Genomic DNA, 24,864 nt, shown 5'->3' on the forward strand with positions numbered 1-24,864 from the left:
AGTCCGTAGACGGGCTTCCGTTTCCGGCGCCGCCGCGGTGGCCGGCGCCGGTCTCCGGGCCGGTCAGACGCCGATGTCGCTGCCGTCCTTGCGCCAGACGGCGACGACCGACGGGCGCACGATCCTCCCCTTCCCGTCCGGCCAGGTGCTCGCGGGCTTCTCGACGGAGGCGCCGTCGACCTCGCCCGGGTGCTGCACGGCGACGAGGACGCGGCGGTCCTGGATCACCGGGCCGCAGGTCTCCGCGCCGGTCGGCACGGTCAGGAACTGCTTGAGCTCGCCCCGGCGTTCGCCCTGCGTCGCGACGCCGAACAGGCCGTCGTGCGAGCCGAGCTGGGCGCCGTCCGTGGAGATCCAGAGGTTGCCGTGGTCGTCGAAGGCCACGTTGTCGGGGCAGGAGATGGGGCTGACCTTCTCCTTCGGGAACCCGGCGAAGTACGTCGCGGGGTCCTCCGGGTCGCCCGCGACGAGGAACAGCCGCCAGGCGAAGCCGTCACCCGCCGGATCGTCCCAGTTCTCCGCGAGCTCCAGGATCTGACCGTGCTTGTTGGCGTTGCGCGGGTTGGCCTCGTCGGCGCCGGCCTTGCCCGCCTTGCCGCGGTCGGTGTTGTTGGTGAGCGCGATGTAGACCCGGCCGGTGCGCGGCGAGGGCTCGACGTCCTCGGGGCGGTCCATCTTCGTCGCGCCGACCTTGTCACCGGCCAGACGGGTGAAGACGTACACCTCGTCGGCCGTCATGCCCGGGACGTGCGAGGTGGTGCCGGTGGCGAGCGGGATCCAGACGCCACTGCCGTCGAACTCGCCGTCCGAGGGGAGCTTGCCCGTGCCGTCGAACTCCGCGGACGGGGAGTCCCCGGTCAGCTTGGCGACGTACAGCGTCCCCTCGTCCAGCAGCGTGAGGTTGTGCTCCCGGGCGGCCCGCGAGTTCCCCTTCTTCATCCGCTTGCTGGAGACGAACTTGTAGAAGTAGTCGAACCGCTCGTCGTCGCCCATGTAGACCACGGGACGGCCGTCGGCGGTCAGCCGGGGCTGCGCCGCCTCGTGCTTGAACCGGCCGAGCGCGGTCCGCTTGCGGGGCGTGGAGTCGGGGTCGTACGGGTCGAGCTCGACGACCCAGCCGAAGCGGTGCGCCTCGTTGGGCTCCTGTGCCAGGTCGAAGCGCTTGTCGAACCGCTCCCACTTGCGCTCGGTGGCGGCCGTGCCGATGCCGTAGCGCTTGTCGGTGTCGGTGGAACCGTTCGCGAAGTACTGGTTGAAGTTCTCCTCGCCGTGCAGCGTGGTGCCCCACGGGGTGGTGCCGCCCGCGCAGTTGTTGAGGGTGCCCAGCACCTTGCGGCCGGTGCGGTCGGCGGAGGTACGGAGCAACGGGCTCCCGGCGGCGGGGCCGGTGACCCGGAATTCGCTGGTCGCGGTGAGACGGCGGTTCAGCGGGTGGCGGTTGACCGGCGCGAGCTTGCCGGTGCGGTTCTCCTCCTGGACGACGACCACGGAGAGTCCGTGCGCCGCCCAGGCGATCTCGACCTGCTCACGGGTCGGACTGGCCGGATCGTATGCACGGAACATCAGGATCTCGTCCGTGTACTCGTGATTGGCGACCAGGACCTGACGGCCGTGCTCACCGCGCAGCGGGAGCAGGGAGAGGAAGTCGTTGTTGTAGCCGAACTGTCCCGCCTGCGCCTTCGCCGACTGCTTGTCGGGGTCGAAGCGGGGAGCGCCGCGCAGGATCGGTTCGCCCCAGCGGATCACGACGTTCTGGCCGTAGCCGTCGGGGATCGTGACCTTGTCGTCCGTGTTGGGCGCGACCGCCGCGAAGCGCAGACCCCGGGCGCCCTGGGCGGTGGGCTTCGGCTTGCCGCCCGTACGGCCCGCGAGGGGGGCGGCCTCGGCACTCGGGGCCGCGGGGCCGGCCAGAGCGGTGGTTCCGGCGGCGGCTGCCACGGTCACCACGGCGGCGGCGCGCATCATCGACCGGCGTGACAGGGCACCGGCGATGATGTCGCCGGCGTACTCGTTGTCGCTGGTGTTCGGGACCTCCTGGAAGCAGGCGTCACCGCAGCGGTAGCGGCAGGTCAGCGCAGAGCGCCCGCCCTGGTGCGAGCCGATGAGCGGCAGCAGATCGCGCACGTTTTCGTCCCTCCGTCTGTGTGTCACGCGTGACGGTAGGTGCGCATCCACGCCGTTCGTGGGACTGCCGGTGAACGGAGGGTGAAGTCCGGGACACCGCTCCTCTTCCCTTTGTCCTGGGCCCCGTTCAGGACTCGATGACGACTCGGTTGGAGCTCGGTTGACGCAGGGGCGGGCCGCGCCGCCGAACGGCCGGATCCGGCCGCTAACCTTACGTATCCGCCCTGGCCAGGGATCAATTCCCGCAGTACGGACATTTATCGCACCCAACTCATGCGAAAGGCCTCGCCCATGGGCATTCGGAGCTTGCTGCGCAAGGTGTTCGGCCGGACGGAGCAGGACGAGCCGACCACGGCCACCGTCCCGCCCCAGGCCGAGCGCACCCAGCCCACGGAGCCGGAGCCGGAGAACGCCACTTCGGCGGCCGAGCCCGCGAAGGCCTCGGTACCGGCCCCGGCCTCCTCCTCGGACCGGTCCGCCGGTACCGGGGACGACAGCGGACAGGCGTCGGACCTGGTCGCGGCGGCCTTCGACAAGGCGGCCACGACCTCGGCGGCCACGCCTGCCTCCACGTCCGCGCCGAGGGTTCCGGCCCAGGGGTCGGACCCGGAGGCGAAGCCGGCCGCGGACGCCGGGAAGGACGCGGCCGAGGAGACCGCCGCGGTGACGCTGACGGAACCGGCTGTCGCCGCGCCGATCACGATCGACATCGACCCGGAGCCGGAGGCGGAGCAGCTTCCTGCTGCCGAGGCACCGGCCGCCGAGGAGAAGGCGGAGGCGGTCGTCGAGCCGGCCGCCACCGAGAAGCCGGCCGAGCCGGTCGCCGCCGCGGAGCCCGAGCCGGCCGTCGCGCCCGAGCCGGTCGCTGCCGCCGAGCCGGTCGCCGAGGCCCGGCCCGTCGCCGAAACCGCACCGGAGCCGGAGCCCGAGCCGGAAGCCGCACCCGAGCCCGTCGCCGCCGCCGAGCCGGAAGCCGCCCCGGAGCCCGTCGCCGCCGCCGAGCCCGTCGCCGCACCCGCGGCCAAGTCCGCCGCCGCCGCGGGCAAGCCCGCCGTCACCCTCGCCCGGGTCAAGGCGGCGGCGCCCGCGCTCGTGGCCCCGTACAAGGCCGCACAGGCCGGGCTCAAGGCGCACGGGCTGACCGGGCTGCGGGCCACCGTGTATCTGGTGCTCGACCGGTCCGGTTCCATGCGGCCGTTCTACAAGGACGGCAGCGCCCAGCACCTGGGCGACCGCGCCCTGGCGCTCGCTGCCCACCTGGACCCGAACGCCACCGTGCCCGTGGTCTTCTTCTCGACCGACATCGACGGCACCGGGGCGATCGACCTCACCGCCCACGAGGGCCGGATCGACGAGCTGAACGCGGACCTCGGCCGCCTGGGCCGGACGAACTACCACCGGGCCGTCGAGGAGGTCGTCGCGCACTACGAGAAGTCCGGCGCCAGCGGCCCGGCACTGGTCGTCTTCCAGACGGACGGCGCCCCGGACGCCAAGGTGGCGGCCAAGCAGGCCCTCGCGGACGCGGCACGGCTGCCGCTGTTCTTCCAGTTCGTCGCATTCGGCGACGAGGACGCGAAGGCCTTCGACTTCCTGCGCAGGCTGGACGTCGAGAACGCCGGGTTCTTCCACGCGGGCCCCGCCCCGCGCGAGGTCCCCGACGCGGCGTTCTACCGGGAGGTCCTCGCCGCACTGCCCGCCTGGGCCGGCGCCCGCGGGGCCGTCGCGGAGGACTGATCCACCGGCAGCCGTACGGTCACGGCGAGCCCGCCCTCCGGGCCGGGTAGCGCCGTGACCGTACCGCCGTGGACCATCACGACAGACGCCGTGTCACTCCAGCCGCGTCCGGTCGCCGGCTCTCCGTGGCCGGGGCGGCCGTAATCGATGTGAGTGGATCTCCCACGGACCGTTAGGATTTCGACCATGGCGGCCACTGGATCCGAGAAGCAAGGGGGCGACGGCGTGAAGAGTTTCTACGTATCGACCCCCATTTACTACGTCAACGACGCTCCTCACCTGGGGCACGCCTATACGACCGTCGCAGGCGACGTGCTCACCCGCTGGCACCGCCAGCGCGGCGAGAAGGTGTGGTACCTCACCGGCACGGACGAGCACGGTCAGAAGATCATGCGCACGGCCGAGGCGAACGACGTCACGCCCCAGGCCTGGTGCGACAAGCTCGTCGAGGAGGCCTGGAAGCCCCTCTGGGAGCACCTGAACATCGCGAACGACGACTTCATCCGTACGACGGAGAAGCGGCACACCGACCGTGTGCAGGAGTTCGTGCAGGACCTGTACGACAAGGACCAGATCTACAAGGGCGGGTACGAAGGCCCGTACTGCGTGGGCTGCGAGGAGTACAAGCTCCCCGGCGACCTGATCGAGGCCGAGGACGGCACGAAGCTGTGCCCGATCCACAAGAAGCCGGTGGAGCTCCTCAAGGAGGAGAACTACTTCTTCAAGCTCAGTGAGTACGGTCCGAAGCTCATGGAGTTCTACGCGGCCAACCCGGGCTTCATCCAGCCCGAGTCCGCCCGCAACGAGATCGTGAACTTCGTCAAGCAGGGCCTGCAGGACCTGTCGATCTCGCGCTCCACGTTCGACTGGGGTGTCCCGGTGCCGTGGGACCCGAAGCACGTCATCTACGTGTGGATCGACGCGCTGCTCAACTACGCGACGGCGGTCGGCTACGGCGCCAACCAGGAGAAGTTCGACGGCACCTTCCCGGCGGACGTGCACCTGATCGGCAAGGACATCCTGCGCTTCCACTCGGTCATCTGGCCGGCCATGCTGATGGCGCAGGGCCTGCCGCTGCCCGGCAAGGTCGTCGCCAACGGCTGGCTGATGGTCGGCGGCGAGAAGATGTCCAAGTCGAATCTGACGGGCATCAAGCCGCAGGACCTGACCTCGCACTTCGGCGTGGACGCGTACCGCTGGTACTTCCTCCGGGCCATCGCCTACGGCAGCGACGGCTCGTTCTCCTGGGAGGACTTCAGCGCCCGCTACACCTCCGAGCTCGCCAACGACTACGGCAACCTCGCCTCGCGCGTCGCGGCCATGGTCGGCAAGTACTTCGGCGGCGCGCTCCCGGAGGCCACGGCCGCCGGTGACGCGGAGCGGGCGGTCCAGGAGGGCCTGGTCAAGGCCGTCGCCTCGGCCGATCAGAAGATCGGCGAGGAGCTGGACTTCCAGGGCGGCATCCTGGCGATCTTCGACTTCGTGAAGCAGGTCAACGGCTACATCACGGAGCAGGAGCCCTGGAAGGTCGCGAAGGACACGTCGCCCGAGGGCCAGGCACGGCTCGCGACCATCCTGTACACGGCGGCCGAGTCACTGCGCGGTGTCGCCGTCCTGCTGAACGCCGTCATGCCGGACACCTCGCAGAAGCTGTGGGAGTCCCTTGGCGCCGAGGCGTCCCTGGGCGCACTGGCCGGCCAGCCGGTGCAGGACGCGGGCCGCTGGGGTCAGCTGGCCGTGGGCGCGACGGTGACGAAGGGCGCGGTGCTGTTCCCGCGCCTGGAGGAGAAGCCCGCATAAGCGGCGTACGCAGTGCAGGAGCCCGGGACCCGAACACATCGGGACCCGGGCTCCTGCGTGTGACCCGTCAGCGCGTCCGGCGTTTCACCGGGCCAGCGACGCTGCGTCCCCCATCACGATCACCGGGTGCTTGGCGGGGTCGAGGGTGAGCAGCAGTTCGCGCATCCGGTCCTCGGTCAGCGAGACACAGCCCTGGGTCGGCCCGCCGTGGTCCACGTGGATCCAGATGCCGCCGCCCCTCTCCGCGCCGAGCGGCCGGGTGCGGTCCAGGGGACTGGTGCCCGGGGTCCGGTTGTAGTTGATGGCGACGACGTAGTCGAAGGAGCCTTCGAGCGGTTCCCCCAGGAAGCCCTCGCCGCTCACCGCGAAGCGGTGCTGCTCGTCGTACGGGAGCAGCGCGCCCGGGTCGGGCAGCCGGCCGCCCGCGTCGGTGAGGCCGAAAACCCCGACGGGGGACCGGAGGTCGTCCGCGAGATGGTGGTCCGTCCAGCCCTCCATGCCGTTGTGGGCGGGCCAGGGGCCCGCCCCGGGTCTCCAGCCGAGAGCGGGGTCGTCGAGGTTGTGGAGCATGACCGCGGACCGATTGGAATCGGGGCCCTGCCCGGTCACCACGACGGCCTGCCGGGCCGTGGCCGGGATCTGCGCCCGGGTCTCCGGGCCCAGCCCCGGGATCTCCGCCGGGGGGCGGACGCTCTCCACGGTGCGGGGCGTGGCGGCCGAGGACTCCGGGCCGGCCGCGCCGCGGGGCGCGGAGGGGTCGGTGGTCTGCACCGCCCCGGCGGAACAGCCGATGACCAGCAGGAACAGGGCGACTAGCAGGACGTACGGACGGCGCGGGACGGACACGGTGCGGAACTCCTCGGGTGGGGGCGGACGAGCACTTCCCGTGCCAGTCCTTGCCGGGCCCGACGGCGCCGAACCGGAACCGGGGCCATCCGGATGTACCCGCTTCGTGTACCCGAGGTCCGGGAGTTCCGCACGGTCCACCCGTACGCAGGCAAAGAGCCCGGAACCGTCATGGTTCCGGGCCCTTCACCGGGGGTCCTGTGCCGTCTAGAGGTCGGTTCCGTCGTGGGTCTCGTCGGGGTCGACGCCCATCGTGATGGAGCCGATCACACCGCGCGCCATCTTCCCCTTGCGGTACGAGAGCTTCAGCAGCCCGCCCGTCAGACCGCTCTGGTCGTAGATGGTGTCCTCGGTGAGGGTCGTGCGGGTGGTGGTGCTCGTCGAGTACGGCTCCTCCTTCGCGGAGTCGAGGACGGCGGACTCGGCGAAGAAGAACTGACCGGTGTGGCAGGTGTTCCCGCCCTCGTACCCGGCGTCGGTCATCTTCCCACCGACGTGCACCTTGGTGTGGATGTGCACGGCGCGGCCCTGGTACCAGCCCGGGAAGATCGTCGTGAACTCCACGTACCCGTGCTGGTCGGTGAGGCGCGTGCCCCGCAGATAGCGCTTGTCGTCGGTGGGCTCGCTGTGTCCGCCACCGCCGCCGCCCGGGCCCCCGGAAGGAGGCGTCCCGGTGGGGGTTCCGGTGGGGGTTCCGGTCGGCATGTCCGTGGGGGCGCCGCTCGGCGGAGTGCCGCTGCCGGGGCCACCCTGGCTCATGCTCTCGTAACCGGAGTAGATGCCCAGTGCGTCGCAGTGCCAGATGTCGACGGCCGCCTTCTTCAGCGGCTTGCAGGTGTCGGAGTCGATCACCTTCAGGCGCAGGGTCAGCGGGATGCCCTCCTTGCCCTCGGTGATGTCCTTCCGGATCTTGTCGGCGTCGATGTAGTACGGGCCCTCGGTGGTCTCCGAGGTCAGGCGGTAACACGCCTCACCCTGTCCGGTCGCCGCGCCGGACGCCTCGCCCTCCTCCTGGGCCGAGGCGGTGGCAACGACCCCGGCCCCGACTCCTGCCGCGGCCACGACCGCCGCTCCGCCGATCACCAGGCGGCGCCGGGTGAGGGTTTTCTTGTGTGCGGGTCCCTGATTCTCCGTCATGAGCGGTGACCCTAGGCAGCCAGGCTGGCAGGGAGATGAGAGCCGGCTGTGCGTTCCTGTGCGAGTGCCTGGCCGGCTCCACACGTGAAACAGTCCCCGGCCGGTGGCCGGGGACTGTTTCACGTGGAACCGAAGCGGAACCGGTGACGCCTACTTCGCTCCGGTGTCCTTCGCCACGGCGTCCGTGACGTCGGGCTTGTCCTTCGCGGCCGCGACGGGCTTGCGGAGCTGGATGTTCAGCTCGCGCAGCCGGGTCTCGTCCAGCACGCTCGGGGCACCCATCATCAGGTCCTGAGCGTTGCCGTTGAGCGGGAAGGCGATCGTCTCGCGGATGTTGGGCTCGTCGGCCAGCAGCATCACGATGCGGTCGACACCCGGGGCGATGCCACCGTGCGGCGGGGCGCCGAGGCGGAACGCGCGCAGCATGCCCGCGAACTCCCTCTCGACGGTCTCCGCCTCGTAACCGGCGATCGCGAAGGCCTTCAGCATGACCTCGGGCTCGTGGTTACGGATGGCGCCGGAGGACAGCTCGATGCCGTTGCAGACGATGTCGTACTGCCACGCCAGGATGTCGAGCGGGTCCTTCTCCTCCAGGTCCTTCATGCCGCCCTGCGGCATGGAGAACGGGTTGTGCGAGAAGTCGATCTTGCCGGTCTCCTCGTCCTTCTCGTACATCGGGAAGTCGACGATCCAGCAGAAGCGGAAGACGCCCTCCTCGAAGAGGCCGGCGCGCTTGGCGGCCTCGACGCGGACGACGGACATGATCTTGGAGACCTCGTCGAACTCGCCCGCGCCGAAGAAGACGGCGTGCCCGGGGACGAGGGACAGACGCTCGGTGAGGGTCTTGATGTCCGTCTCGGTGAGGAACTTGGCGATCGGGCCCGCCAGCGTGCCGTCCTCGCCGACGCGGACCCAGGCGAGGCCCTTGGCGCCGTGCTCGACCGCGTACGCGCCGAGGCCGTCGAAGAACTTGCGGGACTGGCCCGCGGTGTCCGGCACCGGAAGGGCGCGGACATGCTTTCCGGCGAAGGCCTTGAACTCCGAGTCCGCGAAGATGTCGGAGATGTCGACGAGTTCCAGCTGGGCACGCAGGTCCGGCTTGTCGTTGCCGTACTTCAGCATCGACTCGCGGAACGGGATGCGCGGGAACGGCGAGGTGACAGGGCGGCCGTTGCCGAACTCCTCGAAGAGCTCGGTCATGAGCTTCTCGATCGGCTGGAAGACGTCCTCCTGCTCGACGAACGACATCTCGACGTCGAGCTGGTAGAACTCGCCGGGCGAGCGGTCGGCGCGGGCGTCCTCGTCGCGGAAGCACGGCGCGATCTGGAAGTAGCGGTCGAATCCGGAGATCATCAGCAGCTGCTTGAACTGCTGCGGAGCCTGCGGAAGGGCGTAGAACTTGCCCGGGTTCAGACGGGACGGGACCACGAAGTCGCGGGCGCCCTCGGGGGACGTCGCGGCGAGGATCGGGGTCGCCATCTCGTTGAAGCCGAGGGCCACCATCTTGGAACGGATGGAGGCGATCACGGACGAGCGCAGCATGATGTTGCGGTGCATGCGCTCGCGGCGCAGGTCGAGGAAGCGGTACTCCAGGCGCCGCTCCTCGTTGACCCCGTCCTCGGTGTTGATCGTGAACGGCAGCGGGCCGGCCTCGCCCAGCACCTCGACCTCGGTGACCTCGATCTCGATCTCACCGGTCGGGAGCTCCGGGTTGACGTTGTCGGAGCCGCGCGCGGAGACCTTGCCGTCGATCCGGACGACGGTCTCCTTGGTCAGCTTCGACAGGGCGTCGTTGCCGGGGGTGCCGGGGCGGGCGACGAGCTGCACCAGACCGTAGTGGTCGCGCAGATCGATGAAGAGGATGCCGCCCAGGTCTCGACGATTGTGCAGCCAGCCGCTCAGCCGGACGTCGGTGCCGACGTCAGAGGCGCGGAGCTCGCCGCAGGTGTGGGACCTGTACCGATGCATCGTCGTTCATCCAGTCTTCGCGGTCGGGGTGGATTGACACCCCAGGCTACCGCCCGTGGACGCACCGCTTCATTGGCATTGTCGCCGCACGGCTGTCCGAGACCCGCCCGAAGGCCTCCAGGGGCGGCCTCCCTCGGTGGCGACCGCGGAGAACATCTTCCTAAAGTGGGGCAATGCGCACCGAGGAGATCCTGGCTGCGATCGGGACCGGGCTGTGGAGCTGGGACAGCTCATCGGGCACGGTCACGTTCGACGCCGAGGCGGCGCGGCTGGTGGGACTACCCGCCGAGGCCACGGCCCGCCCCGGCGAGGAAGTGCGCCCCCGCTTCCACCAGGCCGACTGGAACGAGATCGACGGCATCGTGAACTTCGCGATCGCCGAGGGCACGGTGGCCGAGGCCAGGATGCGGATCGTGGACGAGAACGGCGCGGTCGTACGCACGGTGCGCACCCGGTCGAAGCCGATCCCGCTGGACACCCCGGGCCGCCACACGTACGTGCTGACGGGCATCCTCCAGGAGGTCACCCCGCCCCCGGAGGACACCGCGGCGAAGACCCCGCTCACGGGTGACTGGCGGCGGTCACGCGAGGCGTTCCTGCTGGACGCCGGACGGGCGCTGGCCGAGGCGGTGTCCACCGAGGAGGTCCTGCGGGTCGCGGGCTCGCTCTCCATGCCCGGCTTCTCGCCCGACGGGCTCGCCGTCTTCGGGGTGTCGGGCGAGCGGCTGACGGTCATCGGGCACCACGGGCACAACGTCGGCGACGAGAAGCCGTTCACCGACATGCCGCTGCAGACCGACTATCCGGCGGCCGAGGTCGTGCGGACCGGTCAGGCCATCTACCTCGCCTCGCCCGAGGAGTACCGGCAGCGCTTCCCGGCCACCTGGCCCCTCGCCCGGGATTTCGGGCGCCAGTCCTGGGCCTTTCTGCCGCTGATCTCGTCCGGTCACACCATGGGAGCCTGGATGGCCGGGTTCCGGCACAACGTGGCCTTCTCGCCGGACGAGCGCTCCGTGCTGTCGACGGTGGCCAGGATGCTGGCACAGGCCCTGACCCGCGCCGGTGCCGCCGAGACCGAGCGCGAGCTGTCGCTGGGCCTCCAGCGGGCGATGAGGCCTTCCCTGGGCCCCGGTGTGCCCGGCCTGACGGTGGCGGCGCGTTACATCCCGACGGGAGGAGGGCTCCAGGTCGGGGGCGACTGGTACGACGTGATCCCGCTCCCTAACGGCCGTATCGCCCTCGTCATCGGTGACGTCCAGGGCCATGACGTGCGGGCGGCGGGCCTGATGGGCCAGCTGAGGATCGCCCTGCGCGCGTACGCCTCCGAGGGGCACCGCCCCGACGCCGTGCTCTCCCGGGCCTCGCGCTTCCTGTCCGGACTGACCGAGAGCTACGACCTCGACGACGGCGAGGACCGGTCCGACGCGACGCGCTTCGCGACCTGCCTGTACGCGGAGGCCGACCCCGAGAACGGGACCCTCGACGTCGCCCGCGCGGGCCACCCTGACCCGGTGGTGATCAGCGTCGACGGCACCGCGGTGATCCGGCAGACCGCCGGAGGGCTGCCCCTGGGCGTCGAGAAGGACGCCGACTACCCGACGACCCGCGTGGTTCTGGGGCCCGGCGAAACGATCATGCTGTGCACGGACGGGCTCATCGAGACCGGCGGACACGACATGGCCACCGGATGGACCAGGCTCAGGCCGGTCCTGGAGAAACCCGTCGAGGACCTGGAGGAGCTCGCGGACGCACTCGTGCAGACGGTGCACGGCCCCGGCTCCCACTACACGACCGGGCCGCTGGTGGACCGCCGCGAGGACGACATCGCGGTCATGGTGCTGCGCCGCGAGGCCGTACGGACGCGCAGGGCCCCGGGGCGGCGCTCGGCCATGACCATCGCCCAGGCGGAGCCCGAGCGCGTCGCGGCCGCCCGGCAGCAGCTGCGGGAGCTGTTGCACGACTGGGCGGACACGGAGCAGGTCGACTCCGCGGAGCTGATGGTCTCCGAGATGTCCACGAACGTGCTCGTCCACACGGACGGGGACGCGCTGCTCGTCGCGGAGGTGACGGGCGAGCGGGGCGAGCGGCGGCTGCGTGTCGAGGTGGCCGACGCCAGCGACGAGCTGCCGCACAAGCGGCGACCCGGGGAGATGGCGTCCAGCGGCCGCGGGCTGGTGCTGATGGAGATGCTCGCCGACGTCTGGGGGGTGGACCCGAGGGGCGAGGGGAAGTCGATCTGGTTCGAGCTGTACGAGTCCGCGGAGCCGGCCGAGCTGGGCGTCGCCGGTTCATGAGCTCCCGGGAACCGCGCCTTCCCGGCCTCCGGCCTCGTATCCCTTGCGCAGCTCGCCGATCACCCCGAACACCGCGGCGCACACCGGCACCGCCAGCAGCATGCCCAGCAGCCCCGCGACGCTCGCACCCGCGGTCAGCGCGATCATGATCGTGGCGGGGTGCATCTGGACCGTACGGCTCTGGATGACCGGCTGGAGCACGTGCCCCTCCAGCACCTGGACGGCGAGCACCACTCCCAGCGCCCAGAGCGCGATCACGATGCCCCGGTCGGCGAGCGCGACCAGCACGGCCACGGCACCGGAGATGAAAGCCCCGAGATACGGGATGTAGGCGCCGACGAAGACCAGCGCGCCCAGCCCCACCGCCCCCGGCACCCGCAGGATCAGCAGGCCCACCGTGATGCACAGCGCGTCGATCAGGGCGATGAAGGTGGTGCCGCGCATGAACCCCTCGACGGCTTCGAAGGCCCTGCGCCCCATGGCCTCCACGAGTTCGCCCGTGCCGCGCGGAGCGATCGTGTGGGCGAGGTGGACGGCACGGTCGGAGTCGCGCAGGAAGAAGAACGTCAGCAGCAGCGCCAGGACCGCGGTGGTCACCAGCGACCCGATGACGCTGATCCCGGTGAGCAGTCCGCCCGCCGCACTCGCGCCGAACTTCCCGATCAGTTTCTTCGCGTTGTCCGCCAGGTCGTCCACATTCGCGACCCCTTCGATGTCGAAGTGGTCGATGACCCACTGTGCCGCGTCCTTCAGCGAGGCCACGATCTGGTCGCCGGTGTCGACGAGGGCGGTGACGACGATGTATCCGGCTCCGCCGCCCACCGCGACGAGCGCGGCGCAGGTGAGTCCGGCCGCCACGGATCTGTTCACCTTGTGGGCGGTCAGCCAGCGGTGGACAGGGCCGAGCAGTGCCGTGCCGAGCAGCGCCAGCAGGACCGGGGTGACCGCGGTCTTGAGCACCACCACCAGCCAGATGGCCACAGCCACGACGCCGACGACCAGGAGCAGAACGCCGCACCAAGCGGCCGTCCGCCGCGCGACATCGGGCAGGAGGGGCTTCCGGATAGGCACCCTCCCACCCGATCACGGGCGGGGAGTGGTGTCCCTTCCGCACGGTCGTACGGGTGACGGCCCGTCACCCGTACGACCGGAGGGGCCGGTCACATGCCGTGGACCGCCGGGACCTTGCCGAGGCGGCCGGCCTGGAAGTCCTCGAAGGCCTGCTTGAGCTCGTCCTGGGTGTTCATCACGAACGGCCCGTAGTGCGCCATCGGCTCACGGATCGGACGCCCGCCGAGCAGCACGACCTCCAGGTCCGGGGTGTTGCCGTCCTGCGTCTCGTCGGCACGGACGGTCAGCGAGGACCCCTTGCCGAAGACCGCGGTCTGCCCGGTGCGGACCGGGCGGCGCTCCTCACCGACGCTGCCGCGCCCGGCGAGGACGTACGCGAGGCCGTTGAAGTCCTCGCGCCACGGAAGCGTCACCTCGGCACCCGGCCGGATCGTCGCGTGGACCATGGTGATCGGTGTGTGCGTGATGCCCGGGCCCTCGTGGCCGTCGAGCTCACCGGCGATGACACGGAGCAGCGCGCCGCCGTCCGGGGAGGCGAGGAGCTGGACCTGGCCACCACGGATGTCCTGGTAGCGCGGGGCCATCATCTTGTCGGCCTTGGGCAGGTTCACCCAGAGCTGGAGGCCGTGGAAGAGGCCGCCGGACATGACGAGCGCCTCGGGCGGCGTCTCGATGTGCAGGAGCCCGCTGCCGGCGGTCATCCACTGGGTGTCGCCGTTCTCGATGGCACCGCCGCCGCCGTGGCTGTCCTGGTGGATGAAGCTCCCGTCGATGATGTACGTGACGGTCTCGAAGCCGCGGTGCGGGTGCCAGGGGGTCCCCTTCGGCTCGCCGGCCGCGTACTCCACCTCACCCATCTGGTCCATCATGATGAACGGGTCGAGGTGCCGGTAGTTGATCCCGGCGAAGGCACGCCGCACCGGGAACCCCTCGCCCTCGAAACCGCTGGGCGCGGTCGTGACGGTCAGCACAGGGCGGGCCACGGCCTCGGCCTGGGCAGCGACCTTCGGCAGGGTCAGCGGGTTTTCGACGGTCACTGCGGGCATGGGAGCCACCTCCGGGAGTCTTCTGCGTCCAATTTAGTTGAACGGTGAACATCTAGCAAGGCGGCATTCATTCCCGCCGCCCCGGACAGCACCGAGGGCCCGCACCGATCGGTGCGGGCCCTCGGGCGCCTCGGGCCGCGGACGTCCTCGGCCGTCCGCGGAGCAGGGGCGGCTATCCGTACATGCGGCGCATCGCGAAGTCCACCATCTGCTCGACCGCCTTGGCGTCGAAGACCATGCGGTGATCACCCTCCATGTCCAGGACGAAGCCGTAGCCGGTCGGCAGCAGGTCGATCACCTCGGCGCCCGTGATCACGAAGTACTTGGACTCCTTGCCGGCGTAGCTCCGGAGCTCCTTGAGCGTGGTGAACATGGGGATCACCGGCTGCTGGGTGTTGTGGAGCGCCAGGAAGCCGGGGTTGTCGCCGCGCGGGCAGTAGACCTTCGCCGTGGCGAAGATCTGCTGGAAGTCCTCCGCGGACAGCGAACCGGTCGTGAAGGCCCGTACCGCGTCGGCCAGGGACGGCGGCGAGGGCTCGGGGTACAACGGCTGCTCGCCGTAGCCGCCGCCCATCTGCTGCTGCGCGCCCTGGTTCTGGTCGTAGCCATACATGCCGCAAAGAGTAATCGGACACATCTGTGCCTCGGGGGGTTGCGTCTTATTACTGACGGGTAGCATCATCGTGGGGGTCAGGTGATATACCCACGCCCGGCCGTCCGTCGCCCGATCCTCACTCCTCCACGGGGCGCTGCGCGCCACTGCTATTGATTACGGAGCCTTCCCATGGGGCACTACAAGTCGAATCTCCGCGACATCGAGTTCAACCTCTTCGAGGTCCTCGGGCGCGACAAGCTGTACGGCACCGGTCCGTTCGCGGAGATGGACGTCGACACCGCGAAGAGCATCCTGGACGAGGTGACCCGCCTCGCGGAGAACGAGCTCGCCGATTCGTACGCCGACGCGGACCGCAACCCGCCGGTCTTCGACCCCACGACGAACACCGCGCCCGTCCCGGCCTCCTTCAAGAAGTCCTACCAGGCCTTCATGGACTCCGAGTACTGGCGCCTGGGCCTGCCCGAGGAGATCGGCGGCACGACCTCGCCGCGCTCCCTGATCTGGGGTTACGCGGAGCTGCTGCTCGGCTCGAACCCGGCGGTCTGGATGTACTCCTCCGGCCCCGCGTTCGCCGGCATCCTCTTCGACGAGGGCAACGAGGCGCAGAAGAAGGTCGCGGAGATCGCCGTCGAGAAGCAGTGGGGCTCGACGATGGTGCTGACCGAGCCGGACGCCGGCTCGGACGTCGGCGCCGGCCGCACGAAGGCGGTCGAGCAGGAGGACGGCTCCTGGCACATCGAGGGTGTGAAGCGCTTCATCACCTCGGGCGAGCACGACATGTCCGAGAACATCCTCCACTACGTCCTGGCACGCCCCGAGGGCGCCGGCCCGGGCACCAAGGGCCTCTCCCTCTTCCTGGTCCCGAAGTTCCACTTCGACCGGACCACCGGCGAGCTCGGTGCGCGTAACGGCGTGTACGCGACGAACGTCGAGCACAAGATGGGCCTCAAGGCGTCGAACACCTGCGAGATGACCTTCGGCGACCAGCACCCCGCCAAGGGCTGGCTGATCGGCGACAAGCACGACGGCATCCGCCAGATGTTCCGCATCATCGAGTTCGCCCGCATGATGGTCGGCACGAAGGCCATCGCGGCCCTCTCGGCGGGCTACCTCAACGCGCTGGAGTACGCCAAGGAGCGCGTCCAGGGCACCGACCTGTCGCAGTTCATGGACAAGACGGCCCCCAAGGTCACCATCACGCACCACCCCGACGTGCGCCGCTCCCTGATGACGCAGAAGGCCTACGCCGAGGGCATGCGCTCCCTCGTGCTGTACACCGCCTCCGTCCAGGACGCGATCCAGGTGAAGGAGGCCGCGGGCGAGGACGCCAAGGCGCTCAACGGCCTCAACGACCTGCTGCTCCCGATCGTGAAGGGCTACGGCTCCGAGAAGTCCTACGAGCAGCTCGCGCAGTCGCTCCAGACGTTCGGCGGCTCCGGTTACCTCCAGGAGTACCCGGTCGAGCAGTACATCCGCGACGCCAAGATCGACACCCTCTACGAGGGCACGACGGCGATCCAGGGCCAGGACTTCTTCTTCCGGAAGATCGTCCGCGACCAGGGCGCCTCGCTGAACACCCTCTCCGAGGAGATCAAGAAGTTCCTCGCGAGCGCCCAGGGCGACGAGGAGCTGTCCGGCTCGCTGGACAACCTCGCCAAGGCCGCGGTGGACCTGGAGGCGATCGTCGGCACGATGATCACCGACCTCACCGCCACGGGCGAGGACGTCAAGAACATCTACAAGGTCGGTCTCAACACGACCCGCCTCCTGATGGCCTCGGGCGACGTCGTCGTCGGCTACCTGCTGCTCAAGGGCGCGGTCGTGGCCTCCGAGAAGCTGCGCAACGCCTCCGCCAAGGACGCCGCCTTCTACCAGGGCAAGATCGCCGCTGCGAAGTTCTTCGCCGCGAACGTCCTGCCGGGCGTCTCCGGCGAGCGCGCGCTGGCCGAGTCCGTCGACAACTCGCTGATGGAGCTGGACGAGGCCGCGTTCTAGTCGTCGCCGCTCACCCCGCGCATCATGACGCCGCCACCCGGATCCCTCCGGGTGGCGGCGTCGTCATGGGCGGGGCAACTTTCCGGACACGGCGGCGGCCCGACGTCGTACACCGTTAAACGTCCCGGTCCGCCGTCGTTACAGTGAAGAACATGAGCTCTCCCCTCCGCTTCGACCGCGGGCACACCGACGATCTGATGGCCTTCCTGATGGCGGCCCCTTCCCCGTACCACGCTGTGGCCGCGGCCGCCGCGCGGCTGGAGAAGGCCGGATTCCGGCAGGTCGAGGAGACGGACGCGTGGGACGGCTCCACCGGCGGGAAGTACGTCCTGCGGGGCGGCGCCATCGTGGCCTGGTACGTGCCGGAGGGCGCCACCGCCCACACCCCGTTCCGGATCGTCGGCGCCCACACCGACTCCCCGAACCTGCGGGTCAAGCCGCTGCCCGACTCCGGTGCGCACGGCTGGCGCCAGATCGCCGTCGAGGTCTACGGCGGGACGCTCCTGAACACCTGGCTCGACCGGGACCTCGGTCTCGCCGGCCGCATCTCCCTGCGCGACGGCACGCACCGGCTGGTGAACATCGACCGGCCCCTGCTGCGGGTCCCCCAGCTCGCCGTGCACCTGGACCGGTCCGCCAACCCCGACGGCCTCAAACTCGACCGCCAGAAGCACATGCAGCCGATCTGGGGACTCGGTGACGTCGAGGAGGGCGACCTCATCCGCTTCGTCGCCGACGCGGCGGGCGTCGACGCCGCGGAGATCACCGGCTGGGACCTCATGCCGCACCCCGTCGAGCCGCCCGCCTACCTGGGCCGGGACCGTGAACTCCTCGCCGGTCCGCGCATGGACAACCTGCTCTCGGTGCACGCCGCGACGGCCGCGCTGGCCGGCGTGTCCGGGCAGCCGGACGCCGAGCTCCCGTACATCCCCGTGCTGGCCGCCTTCGACCACGAGGAGAACGGCTCCCAGTCCGACACCGGCGCGGACGGCCCGCTGCTGGGCACGGTCCTGGAGCGCTCCGTGTTCGCCCGCGGCGGCTCGTACGAGGACCGTGCCCGGGCCTTCGCCGGAACCGTCTGTCTCTCCTCGGACACCGGCCACGCCGTCCACCCCAACTACGCCGAGCGCCACGACCCGACGCACCACCCGGTGGCCAACGGCGGGCCCATCCTCAAGGTCAACGTCAACATGCGCTACGCGACCGACGGCGGCGGCCGCGCCGTGTTCGCCGCGGCCTGCGAGAAGGCCGGCGTGCCGTGGCAGACGTTCGTCTCCAACAACTCGATGCCGTGCGGCACGACGATCGGCCCGATCACCGCGGCCCGGCACGGCATCACGACCGTCGACATCGGCGTGGCGATCCTGTCGATGCACAGCGCGCGCGAACTCTGCGGCGCCGACGACCCGTACCTCCTGGCAAACGCGCTCACGGCGTTCCTCGCGGGCTGAACCCGACCGTCCCAACCGCCCCGGCGGACATGGTTGTTGCCGGGCCGGGTACGCGACCCGTACACCGGCTCGGATTCACCGGGCCGTCGAGGAGGCGGAAATCATGGGACTCGGAGGATGCATTCTCCTGATCGGTGCCGGGGCGATTCTGGCGTTCGCCACCGACTGGGAAATGGATACCGTCAACGTCGACCTGGTCGGCTGGATCATGATGCTCGTCGGCCTCGTCGGGGTCTTCGTCTACGTGAGCATCGCGCGGCGTCGCCGCATGGTCGTGCCGCCCACCACCACGGTCGTCTCGGAGGACGAGCGCCGCTACCAGTGAGCTGACGTCCCGACACGCGGCTCGGCGCCGGCACGTGCCCTGAGGGCTCGTGGCGCGGCGCCGCCGCTCGGTCCGCCGTCAGCCCTGTTCGTCCATCCCGGCCAGCACCAGCGGGAGCCTGGACGCCCCTCCGGCGGTGACGCTCACGGGGACGCCCCAGTCCTGCTGGTGCACATGGCAGGCCGGGTACTCGTTGTCCGGGTCGTCGTCGCAGGACGCCGCCATCGCGGACACATGCAGAACGCCCTCGGTGACCCCGTCCGCGAGGACCAGGTCACGACCCAGATCCGTCCCCTGGCCCGACCCCTCGGCCAGCAGTTCCGGCGGGGTCGAGGAGACCAGCAGCCGGGTGGAGGGACCGTACCGGGTGTCGAGCTTCTGCCCTGCGGGCGCCTGGAAGACCACGTCCAGCCTCAGCGTGCCGGCGGCGACCTCGGTGGCCGCGCGCCGGGTGCGGTGGGCCCGGTCCGCGACCCGCACGGCCTCCTCGGGAAGCCGCAGCCGGGTCAGCCGGTGCCGTGCGGACTCGACGACGACCAGATCGCCGTCCACCAGGACCGCGTCGCTGGGCTCCCGCAGATCGGTGGCCAGCGTGGTGACCTCGCCGCTCTCCGGGTCGTACCGCCGCAGCGCGTGGTTGTAGGTGTCGCTCACGGCCACGGAGCCGTCGGGGAGGGCCGTGACGCCCAGCGGGTGCTGGAGGAGCGCCTGCTCCGCGGGGCCGTCGCGGTGGCCGAAGTCGAAGAGGCCGGTACCGACGGCGGTGTGGACAGCGCCCTCCCGGTCCACGTAGCGCAGCGACGAGGTCTCGGAGTCGGCGACCCAGAGACGGTCGCCTGCCGCGGCCAGACCGGACGGCTGCGCGAACCACGCCTCGTCCCCGGGCCCGTCGACCAGGCCCTCGTTGGTCGTCCCGGCGGCGACGCGCACCGTGCCCTGCTCGAGGTCGTACGTCCACAGCTGATGCACCCCGGCCATGGCGATCCACAGCCGGTCACCGAACCAGGCGATGTCCCACGGCGACGACAGGGCCACCTCCGTGGCCGGGCCGCTGGTGGCGGAGGACTGCCACCACTGGCGTCCGGTCCCGGCGAGCGTGGTCGTCACCCCCGTCCCGAGATCGAGCGCCCTGATCGCGTGGTTGACCGTGTCCGCGACGGCGATCCGGCCGTCCGGCAGGACGGCGAGGCCCTGCGGTTCGCTGAACCGGGCGTCGTCGCGGCCGCCGTCCACGAATCCGCGCTCACCGGCGCCGAAGTGACCCCGCACGGTCTCACCGTCGGCTTCCAGCTCCACCAGGCGGTGCCGGGTGGTGTCCGAGACCAGGAAGCCGCCGTCCGGGAGGGCTAGCGCCTTGCCGGGGAACCGCAGGTGTGTGGCGACCGGCTCCGGAGCGACGTAGGGGCCGTCGCCGCGATGCAGGGTGCCCTTCGCGGCGTGCTCGGCCTCCAGCTCCTCGACCAGCTTCTCGATGGCGTGCGCGTGGCCCTCACCGGCGTGCTGGGCCACGACATAGCCCTCGGGGTCCACGACGACGAGCGTGGGCCAGGCGCGGACGGCGTACTGCTTCCAGGTGGCGAGCTCGGGGTCGTCGAGGACGGGGTGGTGCACCCCGTACCGCTCGACGGCGTCGACCACGGCCTGGTGCTCGGCCTCGTGCACGAACTTCGGGGAGTGGACACCGATGATCACCACCGTGTCGCGGTGCTTCTCCTCCAGCTCACGCAGCTCATCGAGCACATGCAGACAGTTGACACAGCAAAATGTCCAGAAATCCAGAATGACAATGCGTCCCCGCAGGTCAGCCAGGGTGTACTGCCGGTCGCCTGTATTGAGCCAGCCGCCCTTGCCGATCAGTTCGGGGGCGCGGACACGTGCACGTGCTGTCATGACAACAGTCAACAGCACCGTGGCCTGCCCGCATTCCGGCAGGTCGTCGGGGAACCTGTGATCCATGAGACTTCTCGTACGTGAGCGACTGTTCGGCGTCGGCGACGACTACTGGATCGAGGACGCGGACGGGCGGAAGCTCTTCCTCGTCGACGGCAAGGCCATGCGGCTCCGTGACACCTTCGAGCTGAAGGACACCAACGGCCAGGTGCTGGTGGAGATCCGCCAGAAACTGATCAGCCTGCGTGACACGATGCTGATCGAGCGGAACGGCGAGGAACTCGCCAAGATCAAACGGAAGCGGCTCTCGCTCCTGCGCAACCACTACCGGGTGACCCTGGTGGACGGCACCGAGCTGGACGTCAGCGGCAAGATCCTGGACCGCGAGTTCGCCATCGACTACGACGGTGAGCTGCTCGCCCAGGTCTCCCGGCGCTGGCTGACCGTCCGCGACACCTACGGCGTCGACATCGTGCGGGAGGACGCCGATGTGCCGCTGCTTCTGGCCGTGGCGGTGTGCGTCATCGTCCTCGCGGACAAGGAACACGACAAGGACCACGGCGAGGACTGACCGGGGGCCGGCCGGACAGCCGAGGGCCCGGTTTCACGTGAAACCGGGCCCTCGGGACGTCTGCGTACGGCTCAGGCCAGGCGGCGTGGCGCGAGGCCCAGCCGGCGGTCCTTGAGGGCCGGGAACTGCTCCCGGGTGGTGGTGGCCTTCGCCGGGTCGAACTCCACGGTGAGCACCTCCTCGCCGGCCCCGGCCTCGGCGAGCACCTCGCCCCAGGGGTCGACGACGATGCTGTGGCCCGCCTGCTCGACCCCCGCGTGAGTGCCGGCCGACCCGACCGCCAGGACGTACGCCTGGTTCTCGACCGCACGGGCCTGCGCCAGCAGGGTCCAGTGCGAGCGGCGGCGCTCCGGCCAGCCGGCCGCGACGATCAGGGTCTCCGCCCCCGCGTCGACGAGCCCCCGGAACTGCTCGGGGAAGCGCAGGTCGTAGCAGGTGGCGAGGCCGACCACGGTCTCCGGCAGAGCGACGGTGACAAGTTCCTCTCCGGCACCCATGAGCACCGCCTCGCCCTTGTCGAAGCCGAAGCGATGGATCTTGCGGTAGGAGGCGGCCAGCTCGCCCTCGGGCGAGAAGACCAGCGACGTGTTGTAGAGGGCGCCGTCCTCGGCGCGCTCGACGAACGACCCGGCATGCAGCCAGACCCCGGCCTCGGCCGCCGCCTTCGCCATGACGTCATGGGTGGGGCCTTGCAAGGGCTCGGCCTCATCGGCGAACGCGGTATAGGCGAAGGCGCCGACCGGCCAGAGTTCGGGAAGGAGGACCAGGTCCGCACCCCGCTGGGCCACGACCAGCGAAGCCGCGCGCTCTCTACGGGAATTGACCGATTCATCCGGGTTTACTGCGATCTGGATGAGGGAGGCGTGCACACTACCACCGTCCTGGCATGGAAGCCGTCAACGCGGGCCTACGATCGTCACACGAAAGCACTGCCGGGGTGCCTGCTCGCAGCGTAACTTAGCGAGCGAACCTCCCACGCAGCCCGCAGCCCGCAGCCCGCAGACAGCGACGTCGGTGCCGGCCCTCCAGTCGGCACTCCCTGCTCTCCAGCCCATGCACCGCAGAACCGCACGAGGGGTCCCGTGACCGTCCATCCCAGCCTCCAGACCTATGCCGATGCCTGGACCCACTCCGTCGAGTCGATATCCGAGCTGGTCAAGCCGCTCGTCGAGGGGGAGTGGAACCGCCGGACGCCCTGCCCGGGCTGGTCGGTGCGCGACATCGTCTCGCACGTCATCGGCATGGAATGCGAGCAGCTCGGCGACCCCCGCCCGATCCACACGCTGCCGCGCGACCTCTACCACGTGCAGAACGACCACCAGCGCTACATGGAGATGCAGGTCGACGTACGGCGCCACCACACCGCGCCGGAGATGACCTCGGAGCTGGAGTACACGCTCATCCGGCGCATGCGTCAGCTGCGCAACGAGTCACGCGCCCCCGAGACCATGGTGCGGGCGCCCCTCGGCGCCGAGCAGACGCTGGAACTGGCACTGCGGATGCGGGCGTTCGACGTCTGGGTGCACGAGCAGGACCTGCGCACCACGCTGGGTCAGCCCGGCAATCTGGACTCCCCCGGCGCCCTGGTCGTCCGGGACACCCTGCTGGCCGGACTGGCGAAGGTGGTCGCCAAGGACGCGGGCGCGCCGCCCAATTCGGCCGTGGTCTTCGATGTGCACGGCCCGCTGGAGTTCCTGCGTACGGTCAGGGTCGACGGCGAGGGCCACGGTTCGGTCGACGGCGCGCCGTCGCTGGGCCCCGCGGCGGCCCTGGCGATGGACTGGGAGACCTACTACCGGCTGGCCTGCGGCCGGGTCCGGGCGCAGGCCGTGGAGGACCGGATCAAGATCGAGGGCGACCAGGACCTGGCGGCCGAGATCCTGCGCCACTTCGCCGTGACCCCGTGACACCGTGACCGGCGGCGCCCGCCCGTGGACAGTCCGGGACGGGCGCGCCGCCGGGTCCGCCGTCAGGCGGGGACGTGCACGGCTTCGACCCGGCTGACGACGTGGTGGTCGCGTTCCCTGTGGGTGGCGCCGGCGTGCAGCCGCAGTATCTGTACGACGCCGAGCGCCTCCAGGACGAAGACCGACGCGAACGCGACGCGGTAGTTGTCCCCGGTCGCGTCCAGCAGGACGCCGACCGCGAACAGTGTCGTCATCGAGGCGACGAACCCGCCCATGTTGACGATGCCGGAAGCGGTGCCCTGGCGCTCCGGCGGATTGGCCGGCCGGCCGAAGTCGAAGCCGATCATCGAGGCCGGTCCGCAGGAGCCGAGCACCACGCACAGGGTGATCAGCAGCCACATCGGCGCGTGGTCGCCGGGGTAGAAGATCGTCGACGCCCAGAGCAGCGCGGTCATCGCGACCGTCCCCAGGGCCAGCGGGGCTCGCGCCCCGTGGTGGCGGGCGATGACCTGCCCGTAGACGAGCCCCACGGCCATGTTGGAGAGCACCACCAGGGTGAGCAGCTCACCGGCGGTGCCCCGGCTCAGCCCCTGGGACTCGACCAGGAACGGCATGCCCCACAGCAGCAGGAAGACCATGGCGGGGAACTGCGTGGTGAAGTGCACCCACATGCCCAGGCGCGTGCCCGGCTCCCGCCAGGAAGCGGCGATCTGCTTCCGCACGTACGCCGCTCCGGCGTGCTCGGCGGGCGGCGGCTCATGGCCCTCGGGGTGGTCCTTGAGGAAGAGCAGCAGCGGGACCAGCACCACCACGCCGGCCAGCGAACTGCCGACGAAGGTCGCGGTCCAGCCGAATCCGTGCAGCGCGCGGGCGATGACGAGGGTCGAGACGAGGTTGCCCGCCATCCCGAAGAGCCCGGTCACCTGTCCGATCAGCGGTCCTCGCCGGGCCGGGAACCACCGGGCGCCGAGTCGCAGCACGCTGATGAACGTCATCGCGTCGCCGCAGCCGAGCAGCGCCCGGGAGGCAAGCGCCATGCCGTACGAGGGGGAGAGCGCGAAGCCCAGCTGCCCCAGCGTGAAGAGCACCACCCCGATGGTGAGGACCTTCTTGGTGCCGAGCCTGTCGACCATGAGGCCCACGGGTATCTGCATGCCGGCGTAGACGAGCAGCTGCAGGATGGAGAACGTCGACAGGGCCGAAGCGTTGACCTCGAACCGGTCGGCGGCGTCGAGCCCGGCGACGCCCAGACTCGTACGGAAGATGATGGCGACGAAGTAGACGGCGACGCCGATGCCCCAGACCCACGCGGCACGCCGGCCGCCGGGCGGGTCTCCGGGCAGGGAGAGGGTGGAGGACGCTGAGCTCATCGGTCCTCCCCCCGGACCAGCACCTTGACCCGGCTGACGTGGCGCCGCACGACCTGTGCGGCGCCCTCGGCGTCGCCGGCCCTGATGGCGTCCAGCAGCTCCCCGTGCTCGGTGATGTTGGCGGCGATCCTGCCGGGGTGCGCCTCCATCACGGCCACGCCCATCCGCAGCTGCCGGTCACGGAGCTGGTCGTAGAGACGGGAGAGGATCTCGTTGCCCGCGTTCTTCACGATCTCGGCGTGGAAGCACCGGTCCTTGACGGAGACCGCTGCCAGATCCCCCGCCTCGGCGAGCTCCCGCTGCTCCTCCAGGAGCCGCTCCAGCCGGGCGATCAGCTGCGCCGACGCGGGCACGGCCTTCCGCGCGGCGAACTCCTCCACGAGCAGCCGGGTCTCCACCACATCGGAGATCTCCTGCGCGGAGACCGCGAGCACCAGCGCACCCTTCTTCGGGTAGAGCTTGATCAGCCCTTCGACCTCGAGCCGGAGCAGCGCTTCCCGCACCGGGGTCCGGGACACACCGACGGCCTCGGCCAGGTCGCCCTCGGTGAGGAGCGTGCCGCCCTCGTAACGGCGGTCGAGGACGGCTTCCTTGATGTGGGTGTAGACGCGCTCGGCTGCGGGCGGCGACTTGGGGGCCGCCTTGTGGGCGGCGGGTTCGGCGGTGGGTGCGGCAGGCATGCACACAGCATAGATACAAGATGGGTGCGTCCGCTTCCC

At 70.4% G+C, this 24,864-nt stretch carries 19 protein-coding genes; 8 read left to right on the forward strand and 11 right to left on the reverse strand.

The features are described 5' to 3' along the window. Positions 1–63: 63 nt before the first annotated feature. Positions 64–2,124 carry a PhoX family protein gene (locus tag ACIQM3_RS25350; protein WP_401627825.1) on the reverse strand — a complete coding sequence of 687 codons (2,061 nt, stop codon included), beginning with the start codon at positions 2,122–2,124 and terminating at the stop codon, positions 64–66. Between the two features lie 291 nt (positions 2,125–2,415). Here ACIQM3_RS25350 and ACIQM3_RS25355 point away from each other — a divergent pair, with 291 nt between their 5' ends. Together ACIQM3_RS25355 and metG are read left to right on the forward strand one after the other, a co-directional pair. Next, positions 2,416–3,858 carry a VWA domain-containing protein gene (locus ACIQM3_RS25355; RefSeq protein WP_401627827.1) on the forward strand — a complete coding sequence of 481 codons (1,443 nt, stop codon included), beginning with the start codon at positions 2,416–2,418 and terminating at the stop codon, positions 3,856–3,858. Positions 3,859–4,044: 186 nt separating this feature from the next. Then, positions 4,045–5,658, forward strand: a complete 1,614-nt coding sequence (metG, locus tag ACIQM3_RS25360) for a methionine--tRNA ligase (protein WP_401627829.1) — start codon at positions 4,045–4,047, stop codon at positions 5,656–5,658. 84 nt (positions 5,659–5,742) lie between these two features. Here metG and ACIQM3_RS25365 read toward each other — a convergent pair whose 3' ends face one another. The 3 genes from ACIQM3_RS25365 to aspS all read right to left on the reverse strand — a co-directional run bounded on the left by ACIQM3_RS25365 (position 5,743) and on the right by aspS (position 9,609). Continuing rightward, positions 5,743–6,504, reverse strand: a complete 762-nt coding sequence (locus ACIQM3_RS25365; protein ID WP_401627831.1) for a hypothetical protein — start codon at positions 6,502–6,504, stop codon at positions 5,743–5,745. Between the two features lie 207 nt (positions 6,505–6,711). Next, positions 6,712–7,641, reverse strand: coding sequence for an intradiol ring-cleavage dioxygenase (locus tag ACIQM3_RS25370; RefSeq protein ID WP_401627833.1), 930 nt, complete (start codon positions 7,639–7,641; stop codon positions 6,712–6,714). Between the two features lie 150 nt (positions 7,642–7,791). Further along, the gene (gene aspS, locus ACIQM3_RS25375) at positions 7,792–9,609 is read right to left on the reverse strand and encodes an aspartate--tRNA ligase (RefSeq protein WP_401627835.1); all 1,818 of its coding nucleotides are present in this window, start codon (positions 9,607–9,609) and stop codon (positions 7,792–7,794) included. 173 nt (positions 9,610–9,782) lie between these two features. On the opposite strand from aspS, the gene ACIQM3_RS25380 reads away from it, so the two are divergent. Next, positions 9,783–11,903 (forward strand): SpoIIE family protein phosphatase, encoded by a 2,121-nt coding sequence (locus ACIQM3_RS25380; RefSeq protein ID WP_401627837.1) that lies wholly within the window; start codon positions 9,783–9,785, stop codon positions 11,901–11,903. On the opposite strand, the gene ACIQM3_RS25385 is transcribed toward ACIQM3_RS25380, so the two are convergent. The 3 genes from ACIQM3_RS25385 to ACIQM3_RS25395 form a co-directional block, all read right to left on the reverse strand. Continuing rightward, a complete protein-coding gene (locus tag ACIQM3_RS25385; protein ID WP_401627839.1) occupies positions 11,898–12,974 on the reverse strand; it encodes an AI-2E family transporter in 1,077 nt (358 codons plus the stop codon). The genes ACIQM3_RS25380 and ACIQM3_RS25385 overlap by 6 nt on opposite strands. A gap of 89 nt (positions 12,975–13,063) precedes the next feature. Next, positions 13,064–14,020, reverse strand: a complete 957-nt coding sequence (locus ACIQM3_RS25390; protein ID WP_401627841.1) for a pirin family protein — start codon at positions 14,018–14,020, stop codon at positions 13,064–13,066. A gap of 172 nt (positions 14,021–14,192) precedes the next feature. After that, positions 14,193–14,633: an SseB family protein gene (locus ACIQM3_RS25395; protein ID WP_103760589.1), complete on the reverse strand. Its 441-nt coding sequence runs from the start codon at positions 14,631–14,633 to the stop codon at positions 14,193–14,195. Positions 14,634–14,804: 171 nt separating this feature from the next. Between ACIQM3_RS25395 and ACIQM3_RS25400 the strand changes: the two genes are divergently transcribed. From ACIQM3_RS25400 to ACIQM3_RS25410, 3 genes are all read left to right on the forward strand, one after another. Beyond that, complete coding sequence (locus ACIQM3_RS25400; protein ID WP_401627843.1) at positions 14,805–16,631, forward strand: acyl-CoA dehydrogenase; 1,827 nt, start codon at positions 14,805–14,807, stop codon at positions 16,629–16,631. Positions 16,632–16,783: 152 nt separating this feature from the next. Beyond that, positions 16,784–18,082, forward strand: a complete 1,299-nt coding sequence (locus ACIQM3_RS25405; RefSeq protein WP_401627845.1) for a M18 family aminopeptidase — start codon at positions 16,784–16,786, stop codon at positions 18,080–18,082. A gap of 103 nt (positions 18,083–18,185) precedes the next feature. Continuing rightward, positions 18,186–18,407: a DUF6458 family protein gene (locus ACIQM3_RS25410; protein ID WP_124277833.1), complete on the forward strand. Its 222-nt coding sequence runs from the start codon at positions 18,186–18,188 to the stop codon at positions 18,405–18,407. A gap of 78 nt (positions 18,408–18,485) precedes the next feature. On the opposite strand, the gene ACIQM3_RS25415 is transcribed toward ACIQM3_RS25410, so the two are convergent. After that, positions 18,486–20,297, reverse strand: coding sequence for an NHL domain-containing thioredoxin family protein (locus tag ACIQM3_RS25415; protein WP_401627847.1), 1,812 nt, complete (start codon positions 20,295–20,297; stop codon positions 18,486–18,488). A gap of 64 nt (positions 20,298–20,361) precedes the next feature. On the opposite strand from ACIQM3_RS25415, the gene ACIQM3_RS25420 reads away from it, so the two are divergent. Beyond that, positions 20,362–20,868, forward strand: a complete 507-nt coding sequence (locus ACIQM3_RS25420; RefSeq protein WP_401627849.1) for an LURP-one-related/scramblase family protein — start codon at positions 20,362–20,364, stop codon at positions 20,866–20,868. 71 nt (positions 20,869–20,939) lie between these two features. Here ACIQM3_RS25420 and ACIQM3_RS25425 read toward each other — a convergent pair whose 3' ends face one another. Continuing rightward, positions 20,940–21,737, reverse strand: a complete 798-nt coding sequence (locus ACIQM3_RS25425; protein ID WP_401627851.1) for a carbon-nitrogen family hydrolase — start codon at positions 21,735–21,737, stop codon at positions 20,940–20,942. A gap of 213 nt (positions 21,738–21,950) precedes the next feature. On the opposite strand from ACIQM3_RS25425, the gene ACIQM3_RS25430 reads away from it, so the two are divergent. Next, a complete protein-coding gene (locus ACIQM3_RS25430) occupies positions 21,951–22,775 on the forward strand; it encodes a maleylpyruvate isomerase family mycothiol-dependent enzyme (RefSeq protein WP_401627853.1) in 825 nt (274 codons plus the stop codon). A gap of 62 nt (positions 22,776–22,837) precedes the next feature. On the opposite strand, the gene ACIQM3_RS25435 is transcribed toward ACIQM3_RS25430, so the two are convergent. Then, positions 22,838–24,145, reverse strand: a complete 1,308-nt coding sequence (locus ACIQM3_RS25435) for a nitrate/nitrite transporter (protein WP_401627855.1) — start codon at positions 24,143–24,145, stop codon at positions 22,838–22,840. After that, complete coding sequence (locus ACIQM3_RS25440; RefSeq protein WP_401627857.1) at positions 24,142–24,825, reverse strand: GntR family transcriptional regulator; 684 nt, start codon at positions 24,823–24,825, stop codon at positions 24,142–24,144. Before ACIQM3_RS25440 ends, ACIQM3_RS25435 begins: the two co-directional genes overlap by 4 nt. Positions 24,826–24,864 lie beyond the last annotated feature (39 nt).

It is taken from the genome of Streptomyces sp. NPDC091271 (assembly GCF_044757505.1).
Lineage (GTDB): Bacteria > Actinomycetota > Actinomycetes > Streptomycetales > Streptomycetaceae > Streptomyces.